Origin of the sequence: Thermomonas mangrovi (assembly GCF_028201335.1) — a bacterium.
Classification (GTDB): Bacteria; Pseudomonadota; Gammaproteobacteria; order Xanthomonadales; family Xanthomonadaceae; genus Thermomonas; species Thermomonas mangrovi.
The window spans coordinates 26,879-44,219 of sequence record NZ_JAPEVV010000008.1 but is presented as its reverse complement, the minus strand read 5'-3'; the positions used below and the strand labels follow the sequence as shown (position 1 = coordinate 44,219).

The window sequence follows — 17,341 nt, the reverse complement described above, 5'->3', positions numbered from 1 at the left end:
CCGGCGGTTAAACTGGCGGCTTCCCGCGCCGGAGTCCCCGCCTTGATCAAGCCTCGCACCCCGCCCGGGGTCATGGAGCTGTTGCCCCGCGACCAGATCGCGTTCCAGCGCATGCTGGACGCCATCCGCCGGACCTTCGAGGGCTTCGGTTTCCTGCCGGTGGAGACGCCGGTGATGGAGCTGTCCGAGATCCTGCTGACCAAGTCCGGGGGCGAGACCGAGCGCCAGGTCTATTTCGTGCAGTCGACCGGCGCGCTGGAGAAGCGCGACGAGGGCCTGCCCGAGCTCGCCCTGCGCTTCGACCTCACCGTGCCGCTGGCGCGCTACGTGGCGGAGCACGAGCACGAGCTCGCCTTCCCGTTCCGCCGCTACCAGATGCAGCGCGTGTACCGCGGCGAGCGCGCGCAGCGCGGGCGCTTCCGCGAGTTCTACCAATGCGACATCGACGTGATCGGCAAGGACGCGCTGTCGCCGCGCTTCGACGCCGAGGTGCCGGCGGTGATCGCCGCGGTGTTCGAGCGCCTGGCGATCGGCGACTTCACCATCCAGCTCAACCACCGCAAGCTGCTGCGCGGCTACTTCGAGGGGCAGGGCATCGAGGGCGAGGCGCAGTTCGCGGTCCTGCGCGAACTGGACAAGCTCGACAAGCGCGGCGAGGAGGCGGTGCGCGCGACCCTGGCCGGTGACGGGTTCGGCCTGGCCGATGCGGTCGTCGACCGGCTGATGGCGTTCTCGAAGGTGCGTTCGCAGGGGCACGACGATGCGCTGGCGAAGCTCGATGCGCTGGGCGCGGGCACCGCGCTGTTCGAGGAAGGTCGCGCGGAACTGCGGGCGATCCTGCAGCAGCTGCGTGCGCTGGGCGTCGACGAGGCCCGCTACGCCCTGAACCTGTCGATCGCGCGCGGGCTGGACTACTACACCGGCGTGGTCTACGAGACCACGCTCGATGCCTACCCGCAGATCGGCTCGATCTGCTCCGGCGGGCGCTACGACAACCTCGCCAGCCACTACACCAAGTCGAAGCTGCCGGGCGTCGGCATCTCGATCGGCCTGACCCGCCTGTTCTACCAGCTGCGCGAGGCCGGCCTGGTGGGCACCGCCGCGAGTTCGGTGGACGTGCTGGTCGCGCTGCTCGACGAGGCCGGCCTGGAGCATGCGCTCGCGCTGTCCCAGCGCCTGCGCGCGGCGGGCCTCAACGTGGAAACGCAACTCGAGGCGCGCAAGCTGGGCAAGCAGCTGCAGTACGCCGACAAAGCCGGGATCCGCTTCGTCGCCATCCGCGGCGAGGACGAGGCGGCGCGCGGCGTGGTCGCGGTGAAGGACCTGCAGCGCGGCGACCAGTTCGAGGTCGCCGATGGGGACCTGCCCGAGGCGCTGGCGCGGGCCCGCACGTTCCGCGAGGGCACCTTGGCATGAGCACCGACATCCTGCTGGACGGACAGTCGCTCGACCGTGCGCAACTGGTCGCGGTCGCGCGTGGCGCCACGGTGCGGCTCGATACCGGCGCCTTGCAACGGGTGGCCGCGGCCGCCGATTTCCTCGCCGCCCAGGTCGCCCGCGAGGAGCCGATCTACGGCGTCTCCACCGGCTTCGGCAGCAACGCCGACAAGCTGCTCGGCGCGCACCCGCTGCGTGACGAATTGCCGGGCGCGGCGCGCTCCGGGCGCTCGCCGCACATCGAACTGCAGGACAACCTGATCGTCACCCACGCCGTCTGCGTCGGCGAGCCGTTCGCGCCGGAGGTGGTGCGGGCGATGCTCTGCATCCGCATCAACACCCTGCTGCGCGGGCATTCCGGCATCCGCGTGCAGACCGTGCAGGCGCTGGCGGACATGCTCAATGCGGGCATCGTGCCGGTGGTGCCGCAGCTGGGCTCGGTCGGTGCCTCCGGCGACCTGGCGCCGTTGTCGCACCTGGCCATCGTCCTGCTGGGCGGCGGCGAAGCCTTCGTCGATGGCGAGCGCGTGCCCGGCCGCGACGCGCTCGCGCGCAAGGGACTGGCGCCGGTCGCGCTGTCGTACAAGGAAGGCCTGGCGCTGAACAACGGCACCGCGCAGATGCTGGCCACCGGCGTGCTGGCGGTGCAGGCGCTGGACGACCTGCTGGACACCGCCGACCTCGCCGCGGCGATGACGCTCGATGCGTTCGCCGGCCGGCTCGGCGCGTTCGCCCCCGAGGTGCACGCGCTGCGCCCGCATCCCGGCCAGGTCGGTACCGCCGCGCACCTGCTGCGCCTGCTGGATGGCTCCACCCTGGCCGACATCCCGTACCACCTGGTGCCGCGCTTCCGGCCGTGGTTGCCGGGCAGCTGGGACGATCCGGCGGCACGCGCGCTGACCTTCGACATCGGCTGGGACTGGGTGCCGTTCGGGCAACGCCACGGCCGCGAGAAGTTCTACCGCCGCTTCCGCCCGTTCCGCGGCGGCAAGAAGCACCAGCCGCAGGACAGCTATTCGCTGCGCTGCATCCCGCAGGTGCACGGCGCAGTGCGAGATGCGCTGGCCCAGGCCAAGCGCGTGCTCGACATCGAGCTGAACGCGGTCACCGACAACCCGCTGGTCTTCCCCGACAAGCAGGCGGAACACGTCGAGGAACAAGTGATCTCCGCGGGGCATTTCCACGGCATGCCGCTGGCGCTGGCGATGAGTTACCTCAAGGCCGCGATCCCGGTGCTGGCCTCGATCAGCGAGCGCCGCCTCAACAAGCTGGTGGACCCCGCCACCAACGACGGGTTGCCGGCGTTCCTGATCGGCAACGAGGACGGCACCGAGTCCGGGCACATGATCGTGCAGTACACCGCGGCGGCGATCGTCAACGACCTCGCCAGCCGCGCGATGCCGGCCTCGGTGTATTCGGTGCCCACTTCGGCCAACGCCGAGGACCATGTCTCGATGGGCGCCAACGAGGCGCGCCACGTGCTGGCGATGGCGCAGGACCTGGGCAAGGTGCTGGGCCTGGAGCTGTACACCGCCGCGCAGGCGCTGGACCTGCGCCGCGACATGATCAACGCCGCGCGCGAACTCGCCGGCCGCAGCGATGCCGATGCCTTCGCGGCGAAGGTGCAGGGCGGCCCGCTGCCGGACGCCGCCGAGCGCGCGGGCTTCCTCGCCGAAGTGGAAGGCCTGCGCGCCGAACTCGCGGCCTCGCCCGCGTTCCGCCCGGGGTGGGCGGTGGCGGCGGCGCATGCGGCGATCCGCGCGCGCATCCCGTTCCTCGACCGCGACCGCGCGATGGACGGAGAGGTCGCGGCCGCGGTGCGGATGGTGGCCGATGGCAGCGTGCTGGCGGCGGCGCGGGCGGTGATGCAGTAGCGACGGGGCGGCCTCGAGACGGGGCTGCGCCGCGCGGCGGCGCGCCATCCACGGCGCGCTTGGATCGGCTCAGGCCGCGCTGACCGAATGCCGCACGCAGTTGCGGCCATCGTCCTTGGCGCGGTAGAGCGCCTCGTCGGCGATGCGGATGATCTCCTCCGGTGCGTCGCCGCGGTCGCCGTCGATGGTGTGCAAGCCGATGCTGGCGCTGAGCCGGATCTGCATGCCGCCGGACTCCACCGGCAGCTGGTGGATGCGCAGGCGGATCGCCTCGGCGACCTGCAAGGCCTCCCGCGCGTCCAGCCCGGGCAGGACCACCACGAATTCCTCGCCGCCGAAGCGTGCGACCACGCCCCCGCGCGGTCCGGCGACTTCCTCGATCCGGCGCGCGGCATGGTTGAGGCAGTCGTCGCCGGCCAGGTGGCCGTGGTTATCGTTGATCCGCTTGAAATGGTCGAGGTCGAGCAGCAGCAGCGCCAACGGCCCGCCGCTGCCCTGGCGGGCGGCCAGCGCCTGCTCGAAGGCTTCGCGGAAGTGGCGGCGGTTGTACACGCCGGTGAGCGGGTCGCGGCGGCTGTATTCGCGCAATTGCACGTTCGCCTCGCCCAGTTGCGCCATCGCCGTGCGCAGCTGGCGGGTTCGGTCGATGACGCTGCGTTCCAGCTTCTCGTTGGTCTCCTGCACGATGCGGATGTTCTCGTTGCGCAGGCCGGCATAGCGCGAGCCCAGCGCCAGCGAGAGCAGCAGCATCTCCAGCGCGGAGCCGATCTGCACGCCGTTGAGGGTCCAGAAGTTGCGCGGGACGATGCCGAACGCCAGCAGGGTGAAGGCCGCGGTGCCGGCCAGGAACAGCGACCACGCGAGCAGGAACAGGCGCGCGGGCCGGTACCCCCGGCGAAGCATCACGATGGTGGCGACGATGATCCACAGCACGCCGAGCAGGACCATGCGCGAGGCCAGCGGCGTCGAGGTGCTGTAGGGCAGCCAGAACGAGGCGATGCCGAGCAGCACGAAGAAGCCGATCAGGGCCAGGCTGACCCGGTTGCCGGCAGGCCAGCGCTCGCGCAGCTCCAGGAAGCTGCGCGAGAACTGCTGCATGCCGATCAGCGCCAGGCAGATCGACAGCGGGACCGCGGCGTCGGCCATCCACGGCCAGTTCGGCCAGAAGTACTCGAAGCCGTAGCCATTGAGGGTGAACAGCACCAGCCCGAACGCGCCGGTGTGCAGCAGGTACCAGAAGTAGCCGCCGTCCCGCAGCATCACCCACAGCACGAAGTTGTAGAACAGCAACGCCAGCACGATGCCGTAGTACAGGCCGGTCGAGAACTGGGCGTCGCGCATCAGCTCGGCGAAGGCCTTCGGCGTGTACAGCACCAGCGGCACCTGCATCGAGCTTTCGCTCTGCACGCGGAACAGCACCTCCACCCGTTGGCCGGGCGGCAGGTCGAGGCGGAAGTTCGGGTAGCGGTAGCGGATGAAGCGGCTGTTGAACGGCGCGTGGTCGCCGCTCGACTCGTGTTCGATGCGCCCATCGGGATAGCGCAGGTAGAGGTCGACCTGGTCGCTGAGCGCGTATTCCTGCACCAGCAGCCAGCGCGGCTCCGCGGCGTCGCGGTTCACCAGCGGCAGGTAGAACCAGTAGGCACCGTCCTGGAAGCCGAAGGTGGGCGTGCCGTCGGGCAGCGGCTGGAATTCGCCGGCCTCCGCGCGGCGGAAGGCTTCGGTGGCGCCGTCGGCGGCACCGGCATCGTGGCGGTAGGCGATGCGCGGGCTGAGCGGGATCGAACTGGTTTCCGCGTCCAGCACCAGCGGCGCGACCGTCGCCGCCGCGGCCACGCCCGCGCCGGCGCACCACAGCGCCAGTCCCGCGAGCCAACTCCACCAATGGGCACGTGCTCCCCGCAACGTCGCCATCCCTTGCCCCGTTGCGCCCGATTCTAGAGCAGTTGGTCCCGCCCGGTGCTGGCACAATTGCCGGCCCGGAGGTGTGCATGCGGAAGCTGGCGGTCCTGGCGTTGCTCGTGGGCATGGCGTGGAGCGGTTCGGTCGATGCCGCCTGCGTCCCCGTGTTCGTGGAGGCGGGCGTGGCGATGCCGCGCGCCGGCGGCGACGGCCAGCCCGGCTGCCTGGACCTGCGGCGGGTCGCGGGCGGGATCGGCCGGGCGGACGCCGCCGAGGTGCTGGTGTTCGCCGATCCGCAGCCGCAGTCGCCGGAGGATGTCGACTACTACCGGCGCGACATCGTGGCGCCGCTGGTGGGGCGCCACCGCGCGCGGCTGGGCCTGTCGCTGGGCGACATCGTCGACGACGCGCCCGCGCTGTTCCCGGCGATGCGCGAGGCCACCGCGCGGCTGGGCGTGCCCTGGCTGCACGTGCCCGGCAACCACGACATCGATCCCGACGCGACCACCGACGAGGCCTCGCTGGGCGCGTACCACCGCGAGATCGGCCCGGACACGTACGCGCGCATGACCCGGCTGGCGACCTTCATCGGCCTGGACGACGTCATTTCGACGCCGGGGCGCAAGCCGGCCTACATCGGCGGCCTGCGCGAGGACCAGTTCGCCTTCCTCGCGCGCCTGTTGCCCAGCCTGCCGCGCGATCGCCTGCTGGTGCTGGCGGTGCACATCCCGCTGTTCGACGAGGCCGACAAGGACAGCTTCCGCGACGCGGACCGTGCGCGCCTGTTCGCCTTGCTGGCGCCGTTCCCGCACGTGCTGGTGCTGAGCGGCCACAGCCACACCCAGCGCCATGTCTACCATGGCGCCGCCGAGGGCTGGACCGGTGCCCGGCCGCTGCACGAATACAACGTGGGCGCCGCCTGCGGTGCCTACTGGTCGGGGGTGAAGGACGCCGAGGGCATCCCCGATTCGACGATGGCCGATGGCACGCCCAACGGCTACGCCGTGCTCGGCCTGGCCGGCGCCGGTCGCTACACCCTGGCCTGGCACAACGCCCGCGACCCGGACGACCGCCAGATCGGGCTGCACGCCCCGCGCGTGCTGCGGCGTGGCGCGTATCCGGCCTGGGGCGTGTTCGCCAACGTGTACATGGGCGACGACGCGACCCGGGTGGAGTTCCGGGTCGATGGCGGCGAATGGCGGCCGATGGCGCAGGTGCGCCGCCCCGATCCGCGCCTGTTGGTGGAGAACGCCCGCGACGACGAGGCGACGGCCCTGCGCGGCTACGACCGTTCGCCGGAAGCCGAGCCGTCGATGCACCTGTGGCGCGCGCCGCTGCCGACCATGCTGGCGCTGGGCGAACACCTCGTCGAAGTGCGCGCCTTCGATCGCTGGCGCGGCGAACAGCGTGCCGTTACCCGCTACCGGCTGGACGACGCGCAGCCCTGAGGTCGCGGTCCCGCGTCGCGCTCAGGGACGGATGTCGGCGAAGCTGGTGGCCCGGGCGTGGCCGTTGGCAGCATCGCCGGTGCGCGGCTGCGGGTAGTCCTCGAGGCGGTCCAGCAGCACCGTGCGCATCCCGGCCTCGCGCGCGGCATCGAGCTCGGCGACCACGTCGGAGAGGAACACCACGTCGCCGACGCTGCGGTCGAGGCGGTCGGCGATCAGGCGGTAACTGTCGGCGTCGCGCTTGTGCCCGACTTCGGTGTCGAAGAAGCCGCGGAACAGCGGGGTCAGGTCGCCGGCTTCGGTATGCGCGAACAGCAGCTTCTGCGCCGGCACCGAACCCGACGAATACACCGCCAGCCCGTGGCCCGCGGCGTGCCAGGCATGCAGCGCGGGCACCACGTCGGGGTAGAGCGGGGCGGTGAAGTCGCGGTGCCGGTAACCGGCTTCCCAGACCATGCCCTGCAGCGCCTTGAGCGCGGTGTGCTTGCGGTCCTGGTCGATCCAGCCCTGCAGCGTCTCGACGATGACTTCATCCTGGCAGATCCCGCCTTCCTCGGCGGCGACCTGGTCCAGCCAGCGCCGCACGCCTGGCTCCTGGCCATGCGCCGCGACGAAGGCCGGCAACGCGCGGCGCGCATACGGGAACAGCACGTCGCGCACGAAGGAGATGCTGGAGGTAGTCCCTTCGATGTCGGTGAGGATGGTCGTTTTCATGGTGCCTGCGTGGTCAGGATGCCGTCCGTGGCGCCGCATCATCGCACCACGATCGCCGGCCCGGCCATCCATGGCCCGGCGTTCGCCGGCGCGCGCGGCAGTGCCGCGCAGCGCGCCGCCTCACCCTTCGATGTCGGTGAGGATGGTCGCTTTCATCAGGCCGGGCGCGCCTGGCCGACTTCGTAGCGCGGGAACGCACGCGCGATGTCGGTGCCGGTGAAGTGGCCCACCCACCCGTCCGGCTCGGTGAAGAAGCGGATCGCGACGAAACTGGGCTCCGGCCCCATGTCGAACCAGTGGGTCATGCCGTCGGGCACCGAGACCAGGTCGCCGGCCTCGCACAGCAGTTCGTAGACCTTGTCGCCGACGTGCAGGGTGAACAGGCCCGAGCCGGCCACGAAGAAGCGCACCTCGTCTTCCTTGTGGAAATGCTCGTCGAGGAACTTGGCGCGCATCGCCTCCTTCTGCGGGTGGTCCGGCGCGATGCTGACCACGTCCACGCTGCGGAAGCCGCGGGCCTCGACCAGGCGGTCGATGTCGCTGCGGTAGGCGGCCATGATCGCCTCCGGCGGATCGCCGGGGACGACCGGGTGCGCAGGCACCCACTGCTCCAGCTGGACGCCGATCGCCGACAGGGCCTCGGCCATGCGCGCCGGGTCGCGGGTGGCCAGCAGCGGGGCGTCGGGGGCGTGGTCGTCGAAGATGCGCAGGCGGCTCATGGCAGGTCCTCAGCGGGCGCCCATGCGGCGCAGTTCAAGCTCGCAGCCGAGCATGAATTCGAAGGCGTCGAGGTGGCGGCGGGCCTCGGCGATGTCGCGGCCCCAGGCGTACAGGCCGTGGCCGGCGATCAGGTAGCCCCAGGTGTTGGGCTGGGTCAGCACCGCGTCGACGCTGGCGGTGAGCGTGTCCATGTCCTGCGAGTTCGGCACCACCGGCAGGTCGAGTTCGGCCTCGTGGGTGGTGTGGCCGCGCAGGGCCTTGAACAGTTCGTAGCCGCGCAGGCGCACCCGGCCCTGGTCGGCATACAGCAGGCCGGCGATGGTCTGGGTGGGCGAGTGGGTGTGCAGCACCGCGCCGACGTCCGGGAAGCGGCGGTACAGGTGGGTGTGCAGGGCGGCTTCCGCCGACGGGCGGTGGTGGGTGGCGACCGGGTTGTTGGCCATGTCCACCACCATGATGTCGGCTTCGGTCAGCCGGCCCTTGTCCTTGCCGGAGATGGTGATCGCGGCGTGCTCCGGGCCCATCCGCATCGAGAAGTTGCCGGCGGTGGCCGGCGTCCAGCCCTGCGCCGCGAGCTCGCGGGTGTGCTGGATGATCTGGGCGGCGCAGCCGGCGTACAGGGTGTGGTCGAAGGCGGGGGTCTGCATGCCGCGCAGTGTAGCGGCAGCGGCGCGTGGCCTACATGACGAAGTCGCCCGGATTCATGCCGGGTTGCCGGGTTCAGTCGTCCGAGCGCTGCTGGCCGTAGGTGCGGAATTTCTCGACGACGCGGGCCATCTCGTCGGCCGGCAGGTCGCGGGTCTCGCCCAGGCTGCGCGCCAGCATGTACTGGCGGGCGAGGTTCTCGACCTCCTCGGCCAGCGCGTAGGCCTCGGACAGGGTCTTGCCGGTCGCGACCTGGCCATGGTTCGCCATCAGGCAGGCGCGATAGCCGCCACCGAGCGCGTCCAGCACGTTCGCCGACAACGCCGGCGTGCCGAAGGTGGCGTAGGGCGCGCACGGGATGCGGTCGCCGCCGGCCACCGCCACCATGTAGTGGAAGGCGGGGATGCCGCGGCCCAGGCAAGCCAGCGCGGTGGCGTGGGTGGAATGGACGTGGACCACCGCATTGCAGGCGGGGAAGGCGTTGAGGATGTCGACATGGAAGCGCCATTCACTGGACGGGATCAGCTGCCCGGGCGGACAGGTGCCGTCGGCCTCCAGGTAGACGATGTCCTCCGGCTGCAGGCGGTCGTAGGCGCGGCCGGTCGGGGTGATCAGCAGGCCGCCGCCCCAGCGCAGGCTGGCGTTGCCGGACTTGTGCAGCGACAGCCCGCTGGCGTTCATGCCGATGCAGGTGTCGATCAGCGATTGCCGGGCGGCGCGTTCGTGGTCTTGCATGGGGCGGGCCGTCGGGGAAAGGCGCGTAGGATAGCCGGCGGGGACCGTCGGACCGGTTCCTGGCCCGGGCGGTGCATCCGCGCCGGACTTGTCGCATACTGGAGGGGGTATCACCCCGTCACTAGCCGAGACCTTGCCATGACCTTCGATCCCACCCGCCGTCGCTTCATCACCGTGGCTGCCGCCGCGGCCGCCGCCGCCCCGCTGGCGTTGCGCAGCCTGCCGGCCCAGGCCGCCGACCTGCCCAAGCTTGCGCCGACCGACACCAGCGCCAAGGCGCTGGCCTACACCGAGAACGGCGCCGCCGTCAAGCACCCCGCGCACAAGGCCGGTAGCGACTGTGCTAACTGCAACTTCTTCAAGGGTGCGAAGGGCGCGGCCTATGGCCCGTGCCAGCTGTTCCCGAAGAACAGCGTCGCCGCCAAGGGCTGGTGCAGCGCCTGGGCGAAGAAGGCCTGAGCCACCGCGGCGCACGCCCCACCGTGCGTCGACCGGCATGACGTGAACCAAGCGGCGCCCTCCAGGGCGCCGTTTTTTGTTGCCCGTTTGCCGCGCAAAGAAAAACCCGGCTTGCGCCGGGTTTTTCGTGTCGCATCGGACGTGGTCCGTCAGGCTTGCGGGCCTTCGTGGAACGGCGGTTCCGGATCCATCTTCGGTCCGCCGTGCGCGCCACCGCGGGCCAGTTCGCTGTTGCGGTAGCCATACAGGGCGTACACCACCAGGCCGATGAGCGCCCAGCCGAAGAACATCGCCAAGGTATACAGCGACAGGTTCAGGAACAGCAGCAGGCAGCCGGCGATCGCCAGCGGGCCGACCAGCCAGACCGCCGGCGTGCGGAACGGGCGATGGCGGTGCGGGTCGCGCTTGCGCAGGATCATCACGCCGGCGGCGACCGCCATGAACGCGAACAGGGTGCCGGAGTTCGAGATGTCGGCGAGGATGCCCACCGGGAACATCGCCGCGAACAGGGCGACGAACACGCCGGTGATCATCGTGACCACGTGCGGGGTGTGGTACTTCGGGTGCACCCGCGAGAGCACTTCCGGAAGCAGGCCGTCGCGCGACATGGTGAAGAAGATGCGGGTCTGGCCGTAGATCATCATCAGGATCACCGACGGCAACGCCAGCGCCGCCGCCAGGCCGATCAGGTTGCCCAGCCCGGCGAAGCCCATCATCTTCAGCACGTGCGCCAGCGGCTCCTTGCTGCACACCAGGGCGTCGGGGTTGGTCGCGGCGCAGGCCGCGGCGAGTTCTGGGGTGCCGGGGTGGATGGCCATGCCGTTGGCATCGAGCATCGGCTGCGAGCCGACCGCGCCGACCGCGCCGTAGCCCACCAGCATGTAGAACACGGTGCAGACCAGCAGCGAGCCGATCAGGCCGATCGGGATGTTGCGGTTCGGGTTCTTGGTTTCCTCGGCGGCGGTGGAGACCGCGTCGAAGCCGACGTAGGCGAAGAAGATCGACGCCGCCGCACCCAGCACGCCGATGCCGCCCAGCGGGCTGCCCCAGCCGGTCGGGAAGAACGGCTCGAAGTTGGCGTCCTTGGCCGCCGGCACTGCGACGATGATGAAGCCGGTCAGCGCGGCGACCTTGATCAGCACCAGGATAGCGTTGACCTTGGCCGACTTCGAGGTGCCGATCACCAGCAGCCAGGTGACCACCAGCGCGATCAGGAAGGCCAGCAGGTTGAACGCGCCGCCATCCATCGGGCCGGTCTTGAGCGCTGCCGGCAAGTCCATCCCGGCACTGGCCAGCAGGCCGTTCATGTACCCCGACCAGCCGACCGAGACCGCGCCCGCGGCGACCGCGTATTCCAGCACCAGTGCCCAGCCGACGATCCACGCCAGCGCCTCGCCCATCACGCCGTAGGTGTAGGTATAGGCGGAGCCCGACACCGGCACCATCGAGGCCAGTTCCGAATAGGCCAGGGCGGCCAGCGCACAGACGATGGCGGCGATGACGAAGGCCACCATCATCGCGGGCCCGGCCTTCTGCCCGGCTTCCGCGGTCAGCACGAAGATGCCCGTGCCGATGATCGCGCCGATGCCGAGCATCGTCAGTTGGAAGGCGCCGAGCTGGCGCTTCAGCGCCTTCTTCTCGGCCGTCTCGAGGATCTTGTCGAGCGGCTTGACTCGCTGGAACAGCATCAGGATCTCCCCATCGTGTGGTGCGTGGACGGCTTCGCCGGGGCGTGCCGCAAGCCAGCGACCTTAAACGCCGGGGCCAGCCCGCACAAGCGCCAAGCGCCACGCGGCGGGCGATAATCCGCGTCCCCTCGCATGCGGCGACGCAACATGAATCGGCTCGACCAGGACCTTGCGGCGGCCTTCGCCGGCTATGCGGCACGGCATCCCGACGAGGCCGCCACCGCGGCGCTGTTCGTCGATTTGCTCGGCGATGCGGACGACCCGTTCCGCCGCGAGCGCCTCGCCGGCCATTTCACCGCCTCGTGCTGGCTGGTGGACGCGGCCGGCCAGCGCGTGCTGCTGACCCACCATCGCAAGCTGGGCCTGTGGCTGCAGCTGGGCGGGCATGCCGATGGCGAACGCGACCTCGCGGTCGCCGCGATGCAGGAGGCGGCGGAGGAATCCGGCCTGTCCGGGCTGCGCCTGGAGCCCGGGATCTTCGACCTCGACCGCCACTGGATCCCCGAGCACAAGGGCGTGCCCGCGCACTGGCATTACGACGTGCGCTACGTGGTTCGCGCCGGCAGCGACGAAGCCTACGTGGTCAGCGAGGAATCGCACGACCTGGCCTGGCGCGCGATCGACGCGCTCGCCGACGACCCCGGCGCCGATGCCTCGGTGCGGCGCATGGCCGGCAAGTGGCTGGCGCGCGGGGGCTGACCCGCCGCCGCCTCAATACAGGACGCGGGTCCGCAGGGTGCCGGGGATCGCGGCCAGTGCCGCGCGCAGTTCGGTGGCCTGGGCATCGTTGGCGCTGACGTCGATCACCACGTAGCCCACGTTGGCATCGGTGCGCAGGAACTGGCCGTCGATGTTGATGCCGCGCTCGCCGAAGATCTCGTTGATCTTGGACAGCACGCCCGGCACGTTGCGGTGGATGTGCAGCAGCCGGTGGCTGCCGGCGTGCTCGGGCAGGGTGACCTCGGGGAAGTTCACCGCGCTCAGCGTGCTGCCGTTGTCGCTGTAGCGCACCAGCTTGGCCGCGACCTCGATGCCGATGTTGTCCTGCGCCTCCAGCGTGCTGCCGCCCACGTGCGGGGTCAGGATCACGTTGTCGATGCCGAGCAGCGGCGAGGCCAGCGGGTCGTCGTTGCCCTGCGGCTCCACCGGGAACACGTCGACCGCGGCGCCGCCCAGGCGGCCGTCGCGCAACGCGGCGGCCAGCGCGTCGATGTCGACCACGGTGCCGCGCGCGGCGTTGATCAGGTGCGCGCCGGGCTTCATCTTCGCCAGCTGCGGCGCGCCGATCATCCACTGGGTCGCCGGCGTCTCCGGTACGTGCAGGGTGACCACGTCGGCGCTGGACAGGAGCTCGTCGAGGTCGCGCGCGGCGCGTGCATTGCCCAGCGCGAGCTTGGTCTCGATGTCGTGGAACAGCACCTGCATGCCGAGCGCTTCGGCGAGCACGCCGACCTGGGTGCCGATGTGGCCGTAACCCACGATGCCGAGGACCTTGCCGCGCGCTTCGTGGCTGCCCGCCGCGGATTTGCTCCAGCCGCCGCGATGGCACTGCGCCGACTTCTGCGGGATCCCGCGCAACAGCATGATCGCCTCGGCCAGCACCAGCTCGGCGACCGAGCGCGTGTTGGAGTAGGGCGCGTTGAACACCGGGATGCCGGCGAGCTCGGCCGCCAGCAGGTCGACCTGGTTGGTGCCGATGCAGAAGCAGCCCACCGCGAGCAGGCGCCGCGCCTCGGCCAGCACGCCGGCGGTCAGCTGGGTGCGCGAGCGGATGCCGACGAAGTGCGCGTCGGCGATGGCCTCGCGCAGGGCGTCCGCGGGCAGGGCCTTGGCGTGGGTGACGATGTTGCTGTAGCCCGCCGCCCGGAAGGTCTCGACCGCACTGGGGCTGATGCCCTCGAGCAGGAGGATGCGGATGTCCTGCTTCGGGTACGACGTCTTCTTCATGGTGCGCGCGGGATACCGGGTGGGGTGCGGCGAGTGTGCCAGTTTCCGGGGCGGTTTTGCTGCGCTGCCGCACTGGACGCGCCGCGGGGTGGGTGGCAGGCTGGCAGGCCCTTGCCTTCGCCCGCGCCGTCGCCGCGGCCTCCCGAGCGCCCATGCCCGATCCACGCCTGCACGGCCTTGCCCGCGACCTGCCGCAGCTTCGGCTGAAGACCGATCTGGCCGACCTGGAACACTACGGGCGCGACTGGACCCGGCGCTGGACGCCGGCGCCGCTGGCGATCGCCTTGCCGGGCACCGTGGCGGAGGTACAGGCCATCGTGCGCTGGGCGAATGCGAACAGCGTGGCCATCGTGCCCTCGGGCGGGCGCACCGGGCTCTCCGGCGGCGCGGTCGCTGCGCACGGCGAACTGGTGGTCAGCCTGGAACGCATGAACCGGGTGCTCGGGTTCGATGCGGTGGACCGGACGCTCACGGTGGAGGCCGGCATCCCGCTGCAACTGGCGCAGGAGGCGGCGCGCGGCCATGGCCTGCAGTATCCGGTCGACTTCGCCGCGCGCGGGTCAGCCTCCATCGGCGGCAGCATCGCCACCAATGCCGGCGGCATCCGCGTGGTCCGCTACGGCAACACCCGCGAGTGGATCGCCGGCCTCAAGCTGGTGACCGGGACCGGTGAATTGCTGGACCTCGGCCGCGCGCTGGTCAAGGACTCCAGCGGCTACGACCTGCGCCACCTCGCGATCGCCGCCGAGGGCACGCTGGGGATCGTGGTCGAGGCCACCCTGCGGCTCACCGACCCGCCGCCGCCGACCAACGTGATGTTGCTGGCGCTGCCGTCGTTCGAGGCGCTGATGCGGGTGTTCGAGGCGTTCCGCGCGCGCCTGCAGCTGCAGGCGTTCGAATTCTTCACCGATGTCGCTCTGAAGCACGTGCTGGCGCATGGCGGGCAGGCGCCGTTCGCCGAGACGCATCCGTACTACGTGGTCACCGAGTTCGCCAGCGATGAAGCCAGCGAGGTCGAAGCGCTGGCGGCGTTCGAGCAGTGCATGGGCGAAGGGCTGGCGAGCGACGGCGTGATCAGCGCCAGCGACGCGCAGGCCCAGCAGCTGTGGCGGCTGCGCGAGGGCATCACCGAGAGCGTCGCCCGCTACGTGCCCTACAAGAACGACGTCTCGGTGCGGATCGCGGCGATGCCGGCGTTCCTGGCCGAGGCGCAGGCGCTGCTCGCCCGCGAATACCCGCAGTTCGAGGTGGTCTGGTTCGGCCACATCGGCGACGGCAACCTGCACATCAACATCCTCAAGCCCGACGGCATGGCGCAGGCGGACTTCGTGGCCGATTGCGAGCGCGTGACCAAGGTCCTGGCCGGCGCCTTGCAACGCCACGGCGGCAGCATCTCCGCCGAGCACGGCATCGGCCTGGTGAAGAAGCCTTACCTCGGCTGCACCCGCAGCGACGCCGAGATCGCCGCGATGCGCGCGATCAAGGCGGTGTTCGACCCGGCCGGGGTCATGAACCCGGGCAAGCTGTTCGACTGATCAGCCTGCCGCCAGCCGCGCGTCCAGGCGGGCGCGGATCGCCGGCCACTCAGGCGCGGTGATCGAGTAGGTGAAGGTGTCGCGCAGCGAGCCGTCCTTGTGCCGCCGGTGCGCGCGCAGGACGCCGTCCAGGGTCGCGCCCAGGCGCTCGATCGCCGCGCGCGAGCGCAGGTTGCGGTGGCTGGTGTGGAAGTACACCGACTGCGCGCCCAGCGCGTCGAAGGCATGGCCCAGCATCAGCCGCTTGTTGGCGGTGTTGACGTGGCTGCGCCACACCGAGGCGGCGTGGAAGGTGTAACCGATCGCCAGGGTCGGCACCGACAGGTCGATGTCGTAGAAGCGCGTGCTGCCGACCACGCGGTCGCCGGCGACGATGGCGAACGGCAGCTCGCGCCCGGCATCGCGCATCGCCAGCGCATGGTCGACCCAGGCCGGGATGCCGTCGCGGCCCGGCACGTTGACGTAGTCGATCGCGCCGATGTCGCCATCGGCCACCGCATCCTGGAGCGCGGCGACGTGCTCGCGCTGCAGGGGTTCGAGGCGGACGCCATGGCCCGACAGGGTGGTTGGCTGAATCATGCTGCGCCTCCGGAAAAGTCCGGTGAGGATGCCGTGCGCCTCCGGCAGCGGCTTCGTGCGAACGTCCTGTTCGAGGCGCCGACGCGCGCCGTCCTTGGCGCGCTCTGCACGGCGGCGCCCGGCATCCCGCCGGAACCCGCCGCGACTCGCTTACTCCGCGCGGCCGGCGAACTCGCCGGTGGTGGTGTTGACCCACACCTTCTCGCCGTTGCCGATGTATTCCGGCACCATGATCTCGATGCCGGTGCTCAGCTTGGCCGGCTTCGGGCGCTTGGTCGCGGTGCCGCCCTTCAGCTCCGGCGGGGTGTCGACCACTTCGATCGCCACCGACTGCGGCAGCTGGATCGCCACCGGCGCGTCCTCGATCAGCTGCACGTAGATGCCGGTGAGGTCGTCCACGATGTAGCCGGCGGCGTCGCCCACCGCGTCCGCATCCAGCGTGTACGGGGTGTAGTCCTCGTCGTCGAGGAACACGAAGGCCTCGCCATCCTTGTACGAATAGGTGCACTGGCGGCGGCTCATGTCGACCTCGCGCAGGTCGTCGTCGCCGTCGAAGCTGGCATCCAGCTTGTTGCCGCCGGGGATCGAATACATGACGAAGCGGAAGCGCACGTTGCCGCCGCGGCCCTGCGGGCTGCTGCGCTCGATGTCGCGGACCTGGTAGACGCCGCCGTTGTGTTCGACGACGTTGCCCTTCTTGATGTCGTAAGCCTTCATTGCGATCGCTCTTGTTGTGCCCGCTCCGCGTGCGGGAGCGGGTGGCCGACGGCCGGGAGAGGGGTTATTTCGGGGCGAGGCGGGTCGCGCCGTCGAGGCGGATCGTCTCGCCGTTGAGGTAGGTGTTGCCGAGGATGTAGGCGACCAGGTCGGCGAATTCCTCCGGCTTGCCGAGGCGCGCCGGGAACGGGATCGACGCCGCCAGCGACGCCTGCACGTCGTCGGGCATGCCGTCGACCATCGGCGTCCAGAAGATGCCCGGGGCGACGGTATTGACGCGGATGCCGAAACGCGCGAGTTCGCGGGCCATCGGCAGGGTCATGCCGACCACGCCGCCCTTCGACGCCGAGTAGGCGGCCTGGCCGATCTGGCCCTCGTAGGCGGCGACCGAGGCGGTGTTGACGATCACCCCGCGCTCGCCGTCGGTACCGGCCTCGTTGTGCTGCATGCGCTCGGCGCAGGCCTTGGCGACGTTGAAGCTGCCGACCAGGTTGACCATCACCGTGGCCTGGAACTGCGAGAGCTTCATCGCGCCGTCGCGGCCCAGCACGCGGCCCGCGCCGAGGATGCCGGCGCAGTTGATGCAGGCGTTGATCCCGCCCATCGCGGCGTGCGCGGCGGCGACGTTCGCGGCCACGCCGGCCTCGTCGGTGACGTCGGTGCGGAAGTAGCGGGCATTCGCCTCGCCGAGCTCGGCGACGGCGGCCGAGCCCTTGTCGTCGTTGACGTCGAACAGGGCGACCTTGCCGCCCTGGGCGACCAGGTGCCGGGCGACGGCCAGGCCGAGGCCGGAGACGCCGCCGGTGACCACGGCGCGTGCGGAAGCGAGTTGCATGGGGGATTCCTGCGGGCGGAAAACCGCGATTTTAGCGAAATGCGATGAGCACCGGTTCGCCGCCGGGGGCTGCGCGGAGTGCGCCATGGATGGCGTACGTCGGCAA

16 protein-coding genes are annotated in these 17,341 nt (G+C 70.7%); 6 read left to right on the top strand and 10 right to left on the bottom strand.

Annotation, left to right across the window (positions count from 1 at the left end; translation table 11 throughout):
- Positions 1–42 precede the first annotated feature (42 nt).
- Both hisS and ON759_RS11940 read left to right on the top strand, forming a co-directional pair.
- A complete protein-coding gene (gene hisS, locus ON759_RS11945) occupies positions 43–1,416 on the top strand; it encodes a histidine--tRNA ligase (protein WP_271680619.1) in 1,374 nt (457 codons plus the stop codon).
- Positions 1,413–3,311 carry an HAL/PAL/TAL family ammonia-lyase gene (locus tag ON759_RS11940; RefSeq protein ID WP_271680618.1) on the top strand — a complete coding sequence of 633 codons (1,899 nt, stop codon included), beginning with the start codon at positions 1,413–1,415 and terminating at the stop codon, positions 3,309–3,311. Before hisS ends, ON759_RS11940 begins: the two co-directional genes overlap by 4 nt.
- A gap of 69 nt (positions 3,312–3,380) precedes the next feature.
- Here the strand turns inward: ON759_RS11940 and ON759_RS11935 are convergent, their stop codons facing one another.
- Positions 3,381–5,216: a sensor domain-containing diguanylate cyclase gene (locus tag ON759_RS11935; protein WP_271680617.1), complete on the bottom strand. Its 1,836-nt coding sequence runs from the start codon at positions 5,214–5,216 to the stop codon at positions 3,381–3,383.
- A gap of 86 nt (positions 5,217–5,302) precedes the next feature.
- Here ON759_RS11935 and ON759_RS11930 point away from each other — a divergent pair, with 86 nt between their 5' ends.
- Complete coding sequence (locus ON759_RS11930; protein ID WP_271680616.1) at positions 5,303–6,661, top strand: calcineurin-like phosphoesterase C-terminal domain-containing protein; 1,359 nt, start codon at positions 5,303–5,305, stop codon at positions 6,659–6,661.
- Positions 6,662–6,682: 21 nt separating this feature from the next.
- Here the strand turns inward: ON759_RS11930 and mtnC are convergent, their stop codons facing one another.
- The 4 genes from mtnC to ON759_RS11910 all read right to left on the bottom strand — a co-directional run bounded on the left by mtnC (position 6,683) and on the right by ON759_RS11910 (position 9,475).
- The gene (mtnC, locus tag ON759_RS11925; protein ID WP_271680615.1) at positions 6,683–7,375 is read right to left on the bottom strand and encodes an acireductone synthase; all 693 of its coding nucleotides are present in this window, start codon (positions 7,373–7,375) and stop codon (positions 6,683–6,685) included.
- Positions 7,376–7,530: 155 nt separating this feature from the next.
- Entirely contained in the window at positions 7,531–8,094 is a 564-nt protein-coding gene (locus ON759_RS11920) for a 1,2-dihydroxy-3-keto-5-methylthiopentene dioxygenase (protein ID WP_271680614.1), read from the bottom strand.
- A 9-nt stretch (positions 8,095–8,103) separates the two neighbouring features.
- Entirely contained in the window at positions 8,104–8,742 is a 639-nt protein-coding gene (locus ON759_RS11915; protein WP_271680613.1) for a methylthioribulose 1-phosphate dehydratase, read from the bottom strand.
- 73 nt (positions 8,743–8,815) lie between these two features.
- Complete coding sequence (locus ON759_RS11910; protein ID WP_271680612.1) at positions 8,816–9,475, bottom strand: class II aldolase/adducin family protein; 660 nt, start codon at positions 9,473–9,475, stop codon at positions 8,816–8,818.
- A 138-nt stretch (positions 9,476–9,613) separates the two neighbouring features.
- Here ON759_RS11910 and ON759_RS11905 point away from each other — a divergent pair, with 138 nt between their 5' ends.
- Positions 9,614–9,934: a high-potential iron-sulfur protein gene (locus tag ON759_RS11905; protein ID WP_271680611.1), complete on the top strand. Its 321-nt coding sequence runs from the start codon at positions 9,614–9,616 to the stop codon at positions 9,932–9,934.
- Between the two features lie 149 nt (positions 9,935–10,083).
- Here the strand turns inward: ON759_RS11905 and ON759_RS11900 are convergent, their stop codons facing one another.
- Positions 10,084–11,622, bottom strand: a complete 1,539-nt coding sequence (locus ON759_RS11900) for an amino acid permease (protein ID WP_271680610.1) — start codon at positions 11,620–11,622, stop codon at positions 10,084–10,086.
- Between the two features lie 147 nt (positions 11,623–11,769).
- On the opposite strand from ON759_RS11900, the gene ON759_RS11895 reads away from it, so the two are divergent.
- On the top strand, positions 11,770–12,321 hold the full coding sequence (locus ON759_RS11895) for an NUDIX hydrolase (RefSeq protein WP_271680609.1): 552 nt from the start codon (positions 11,770–11,772) through the stop codon (positions 12,319–12,321).
- 12 nt (positions 12,322–12,333) lie between these two features.
- Here ON759_RS11895 and serA read toward each other — a convergent pair whose 3' ends face one another.
- A complete protein-coding gene (gene serA, locus ON759_RS11890; RefSeq protein WP_271680608.1) occupies positions 12,334–13,569 on the bottom strand; it encodes a phosphoglycerate dehydrogenase in 1,236 nt (411 codons plus the stop codon).
- A gap of 152 nt (positions 13,570–13,721) precedes the next feature.
- Between serA and ON759_RS11885 the strand changes: the two genes are divergently transcribed.
- The gene (locus tag ON759_RS11885; protein ID WP_271680607.1) at positions 13,722–15,104 is read left to right on the top strand and encodes an FAD-binding oxidoreductase; all 1,383 of its coding nucleotides are present in this window, start codon (positions 13,722–13,724) and stop codon (positions 15,102–15,104) included.
- Here the strand turns inward: ON759_RS11885 and ON759_RS11880 are convergent, their stop codons facing one another.
- The 3 genes from ON759_RS11880 to ON759_RS11870 all read right to left on the bottom strand — a co-directional run bounded on the left by ON759_RS11880 (position 15,105) and on the right by ON759_RS11870 (position 17,235).
- On the bottom strand, positions 15,105–15,683 hold the full coding sequence (locus tag ON759_RS11880) for a GNAT family N-acetyltransferase (protein WP_271680606.1): 579 nt from the start codon (positions 15,681–15,683) through the stop codon (positions 15,105–15,107).
- 150 nt (positions 15,684–15,833) lie between these two features.
- The gene (yeiP, locus tag ON759_RS11875; RefSeq protein WP_271680605.1) at positions 15,834–16,400 is read right to left on the bottom strand and encodes an elongation factor P-like protein YeiP; all 567 of its coding nucleotides are present in this window, start codon (positions 16,398–16,400) and stop codon (positions 15,834–15,836) included.
- 64 nt (positions 16,401–16,464) lie between these two features.
- The gene (locus ON759_RS11870) at positions 16,465–17,235 is read right to left on the bottom strand and encodes an SDR family NAD(P)-dependent oxidoreductase (protein WP_271680604.1); all 771 of its coding nucleotides are present in this window, start codon (positions 17,233–17,235) and stop codon (positions 16,465–16,467) included.
- Between the last annotated feature and the right edge of the window lie 106 nt (positions 17,236–17,341).

What these genes read in the sequence shown, in the direction of transcription:
- ON759_RS11940 (WP_271680618.1), top strand. Translation starts at nt 1,413, where the DNA reads ATGAGCACCGACATCCTGCTGGACGGACAGTCGCTCGACCGTGCGCAA.
- ON759_RS11930 (WP_271680616.1), top strand. Translation starts at nt 5,303, where the DNA reads ATGCGGAAGCTGGCGGTCCTGGCGTTGCTCGTGGGCATGGCGTGGAGC.
- mtnC (WP_271680615.1), bottom strand. Translation starts at nt 7,375, where the DNA reads ATGAAAACGACCATCCTCACCGACATCGAAGGGACTACCTCCAGCATC.
- ON759_RS11920 (WP_271680614.1), bottom strand. Translation starts at nt 8,094, where the DNA reads ATGAGCCGCCTGCGCATCTTCGACGACCACGCCCCCGACGCCCCGCTG.
- ON759_RS11915 (WP_271680613.1), bottom strand. Translation starts at nt 8,742, where the DNA reads ATGCAGACCCCCGCCTTCGACCACACCCTGTACGCCGGCTGCGCCGCC.
- ON759_RS11910 (WP_271680612.1), bottom strand. Translation starts at nt 9,475, where the DNA reads ATGCAAGACCACGAACGCGCCGCCCGGCAATCGCTGATCGACACCTGC.
- ON759_RS11905 (WP_271680611.1), top strand. Translation starts at nt 9,614, where the DNA reads ATGACCTTCGATCCCACCCGCCGTCGCTTCATCACCGTGGCTGCCGCC.
- ON759_RS11900 (WP_271680610.1), bottom strand. Translation starts at nt 11,622, where the DNA reads ATGCTGTTCCAGCGAGTCAAGCCGCTCGACAAGATCCTCGAGACGGCC.
- ON759_RS11895 (WP_271680609.1), top strand. Translation starts at nt 11,770, where the DNA reads ATGAATCGGCTCGACCAGGACCTTGCGGCGGCCTTCGCCGGCTATGCG.
- serA (WP_271680608.1), bottom strand. Translation starts at nt 13,569, where the DNA reads ATGAAGAAGACGTCGTACCCGAAGCAGGACATCCGCATCCTCCTGCTC.
- ON759_RS11885 (WP_271680607.1), top strand. Translation starts at nt 13,722, where the DNA reads ATGCCCGATCCACGCCTGCACGGCCTTGCCCGCGACCTGCCGCAGCTT.
- ON759_RS11880 (WP_271680606.1), bottom strand. Translation starts at nt 15,683, where the DNA reads ATGATTCAGCCAACCACCCTGTCGGGCCATGGCGTCCGCCTCGAACCC.
- yeiP (WP_271680605.1), bottom strand. Translation starts at nt 16,400, where the DNA reads ATGAAGGCTTACGACATCAAGAAGGGCAACGTCGTCGAACACAACGGC.
- ON759_RS11870 (WP_271680604.1), bottom strand. Translation starts at nt 17,235, where the DNA reads ATGCAACTCGCTTCCGCACGCGCCGTGGTCACCGGCGGCGTCTCCGGC.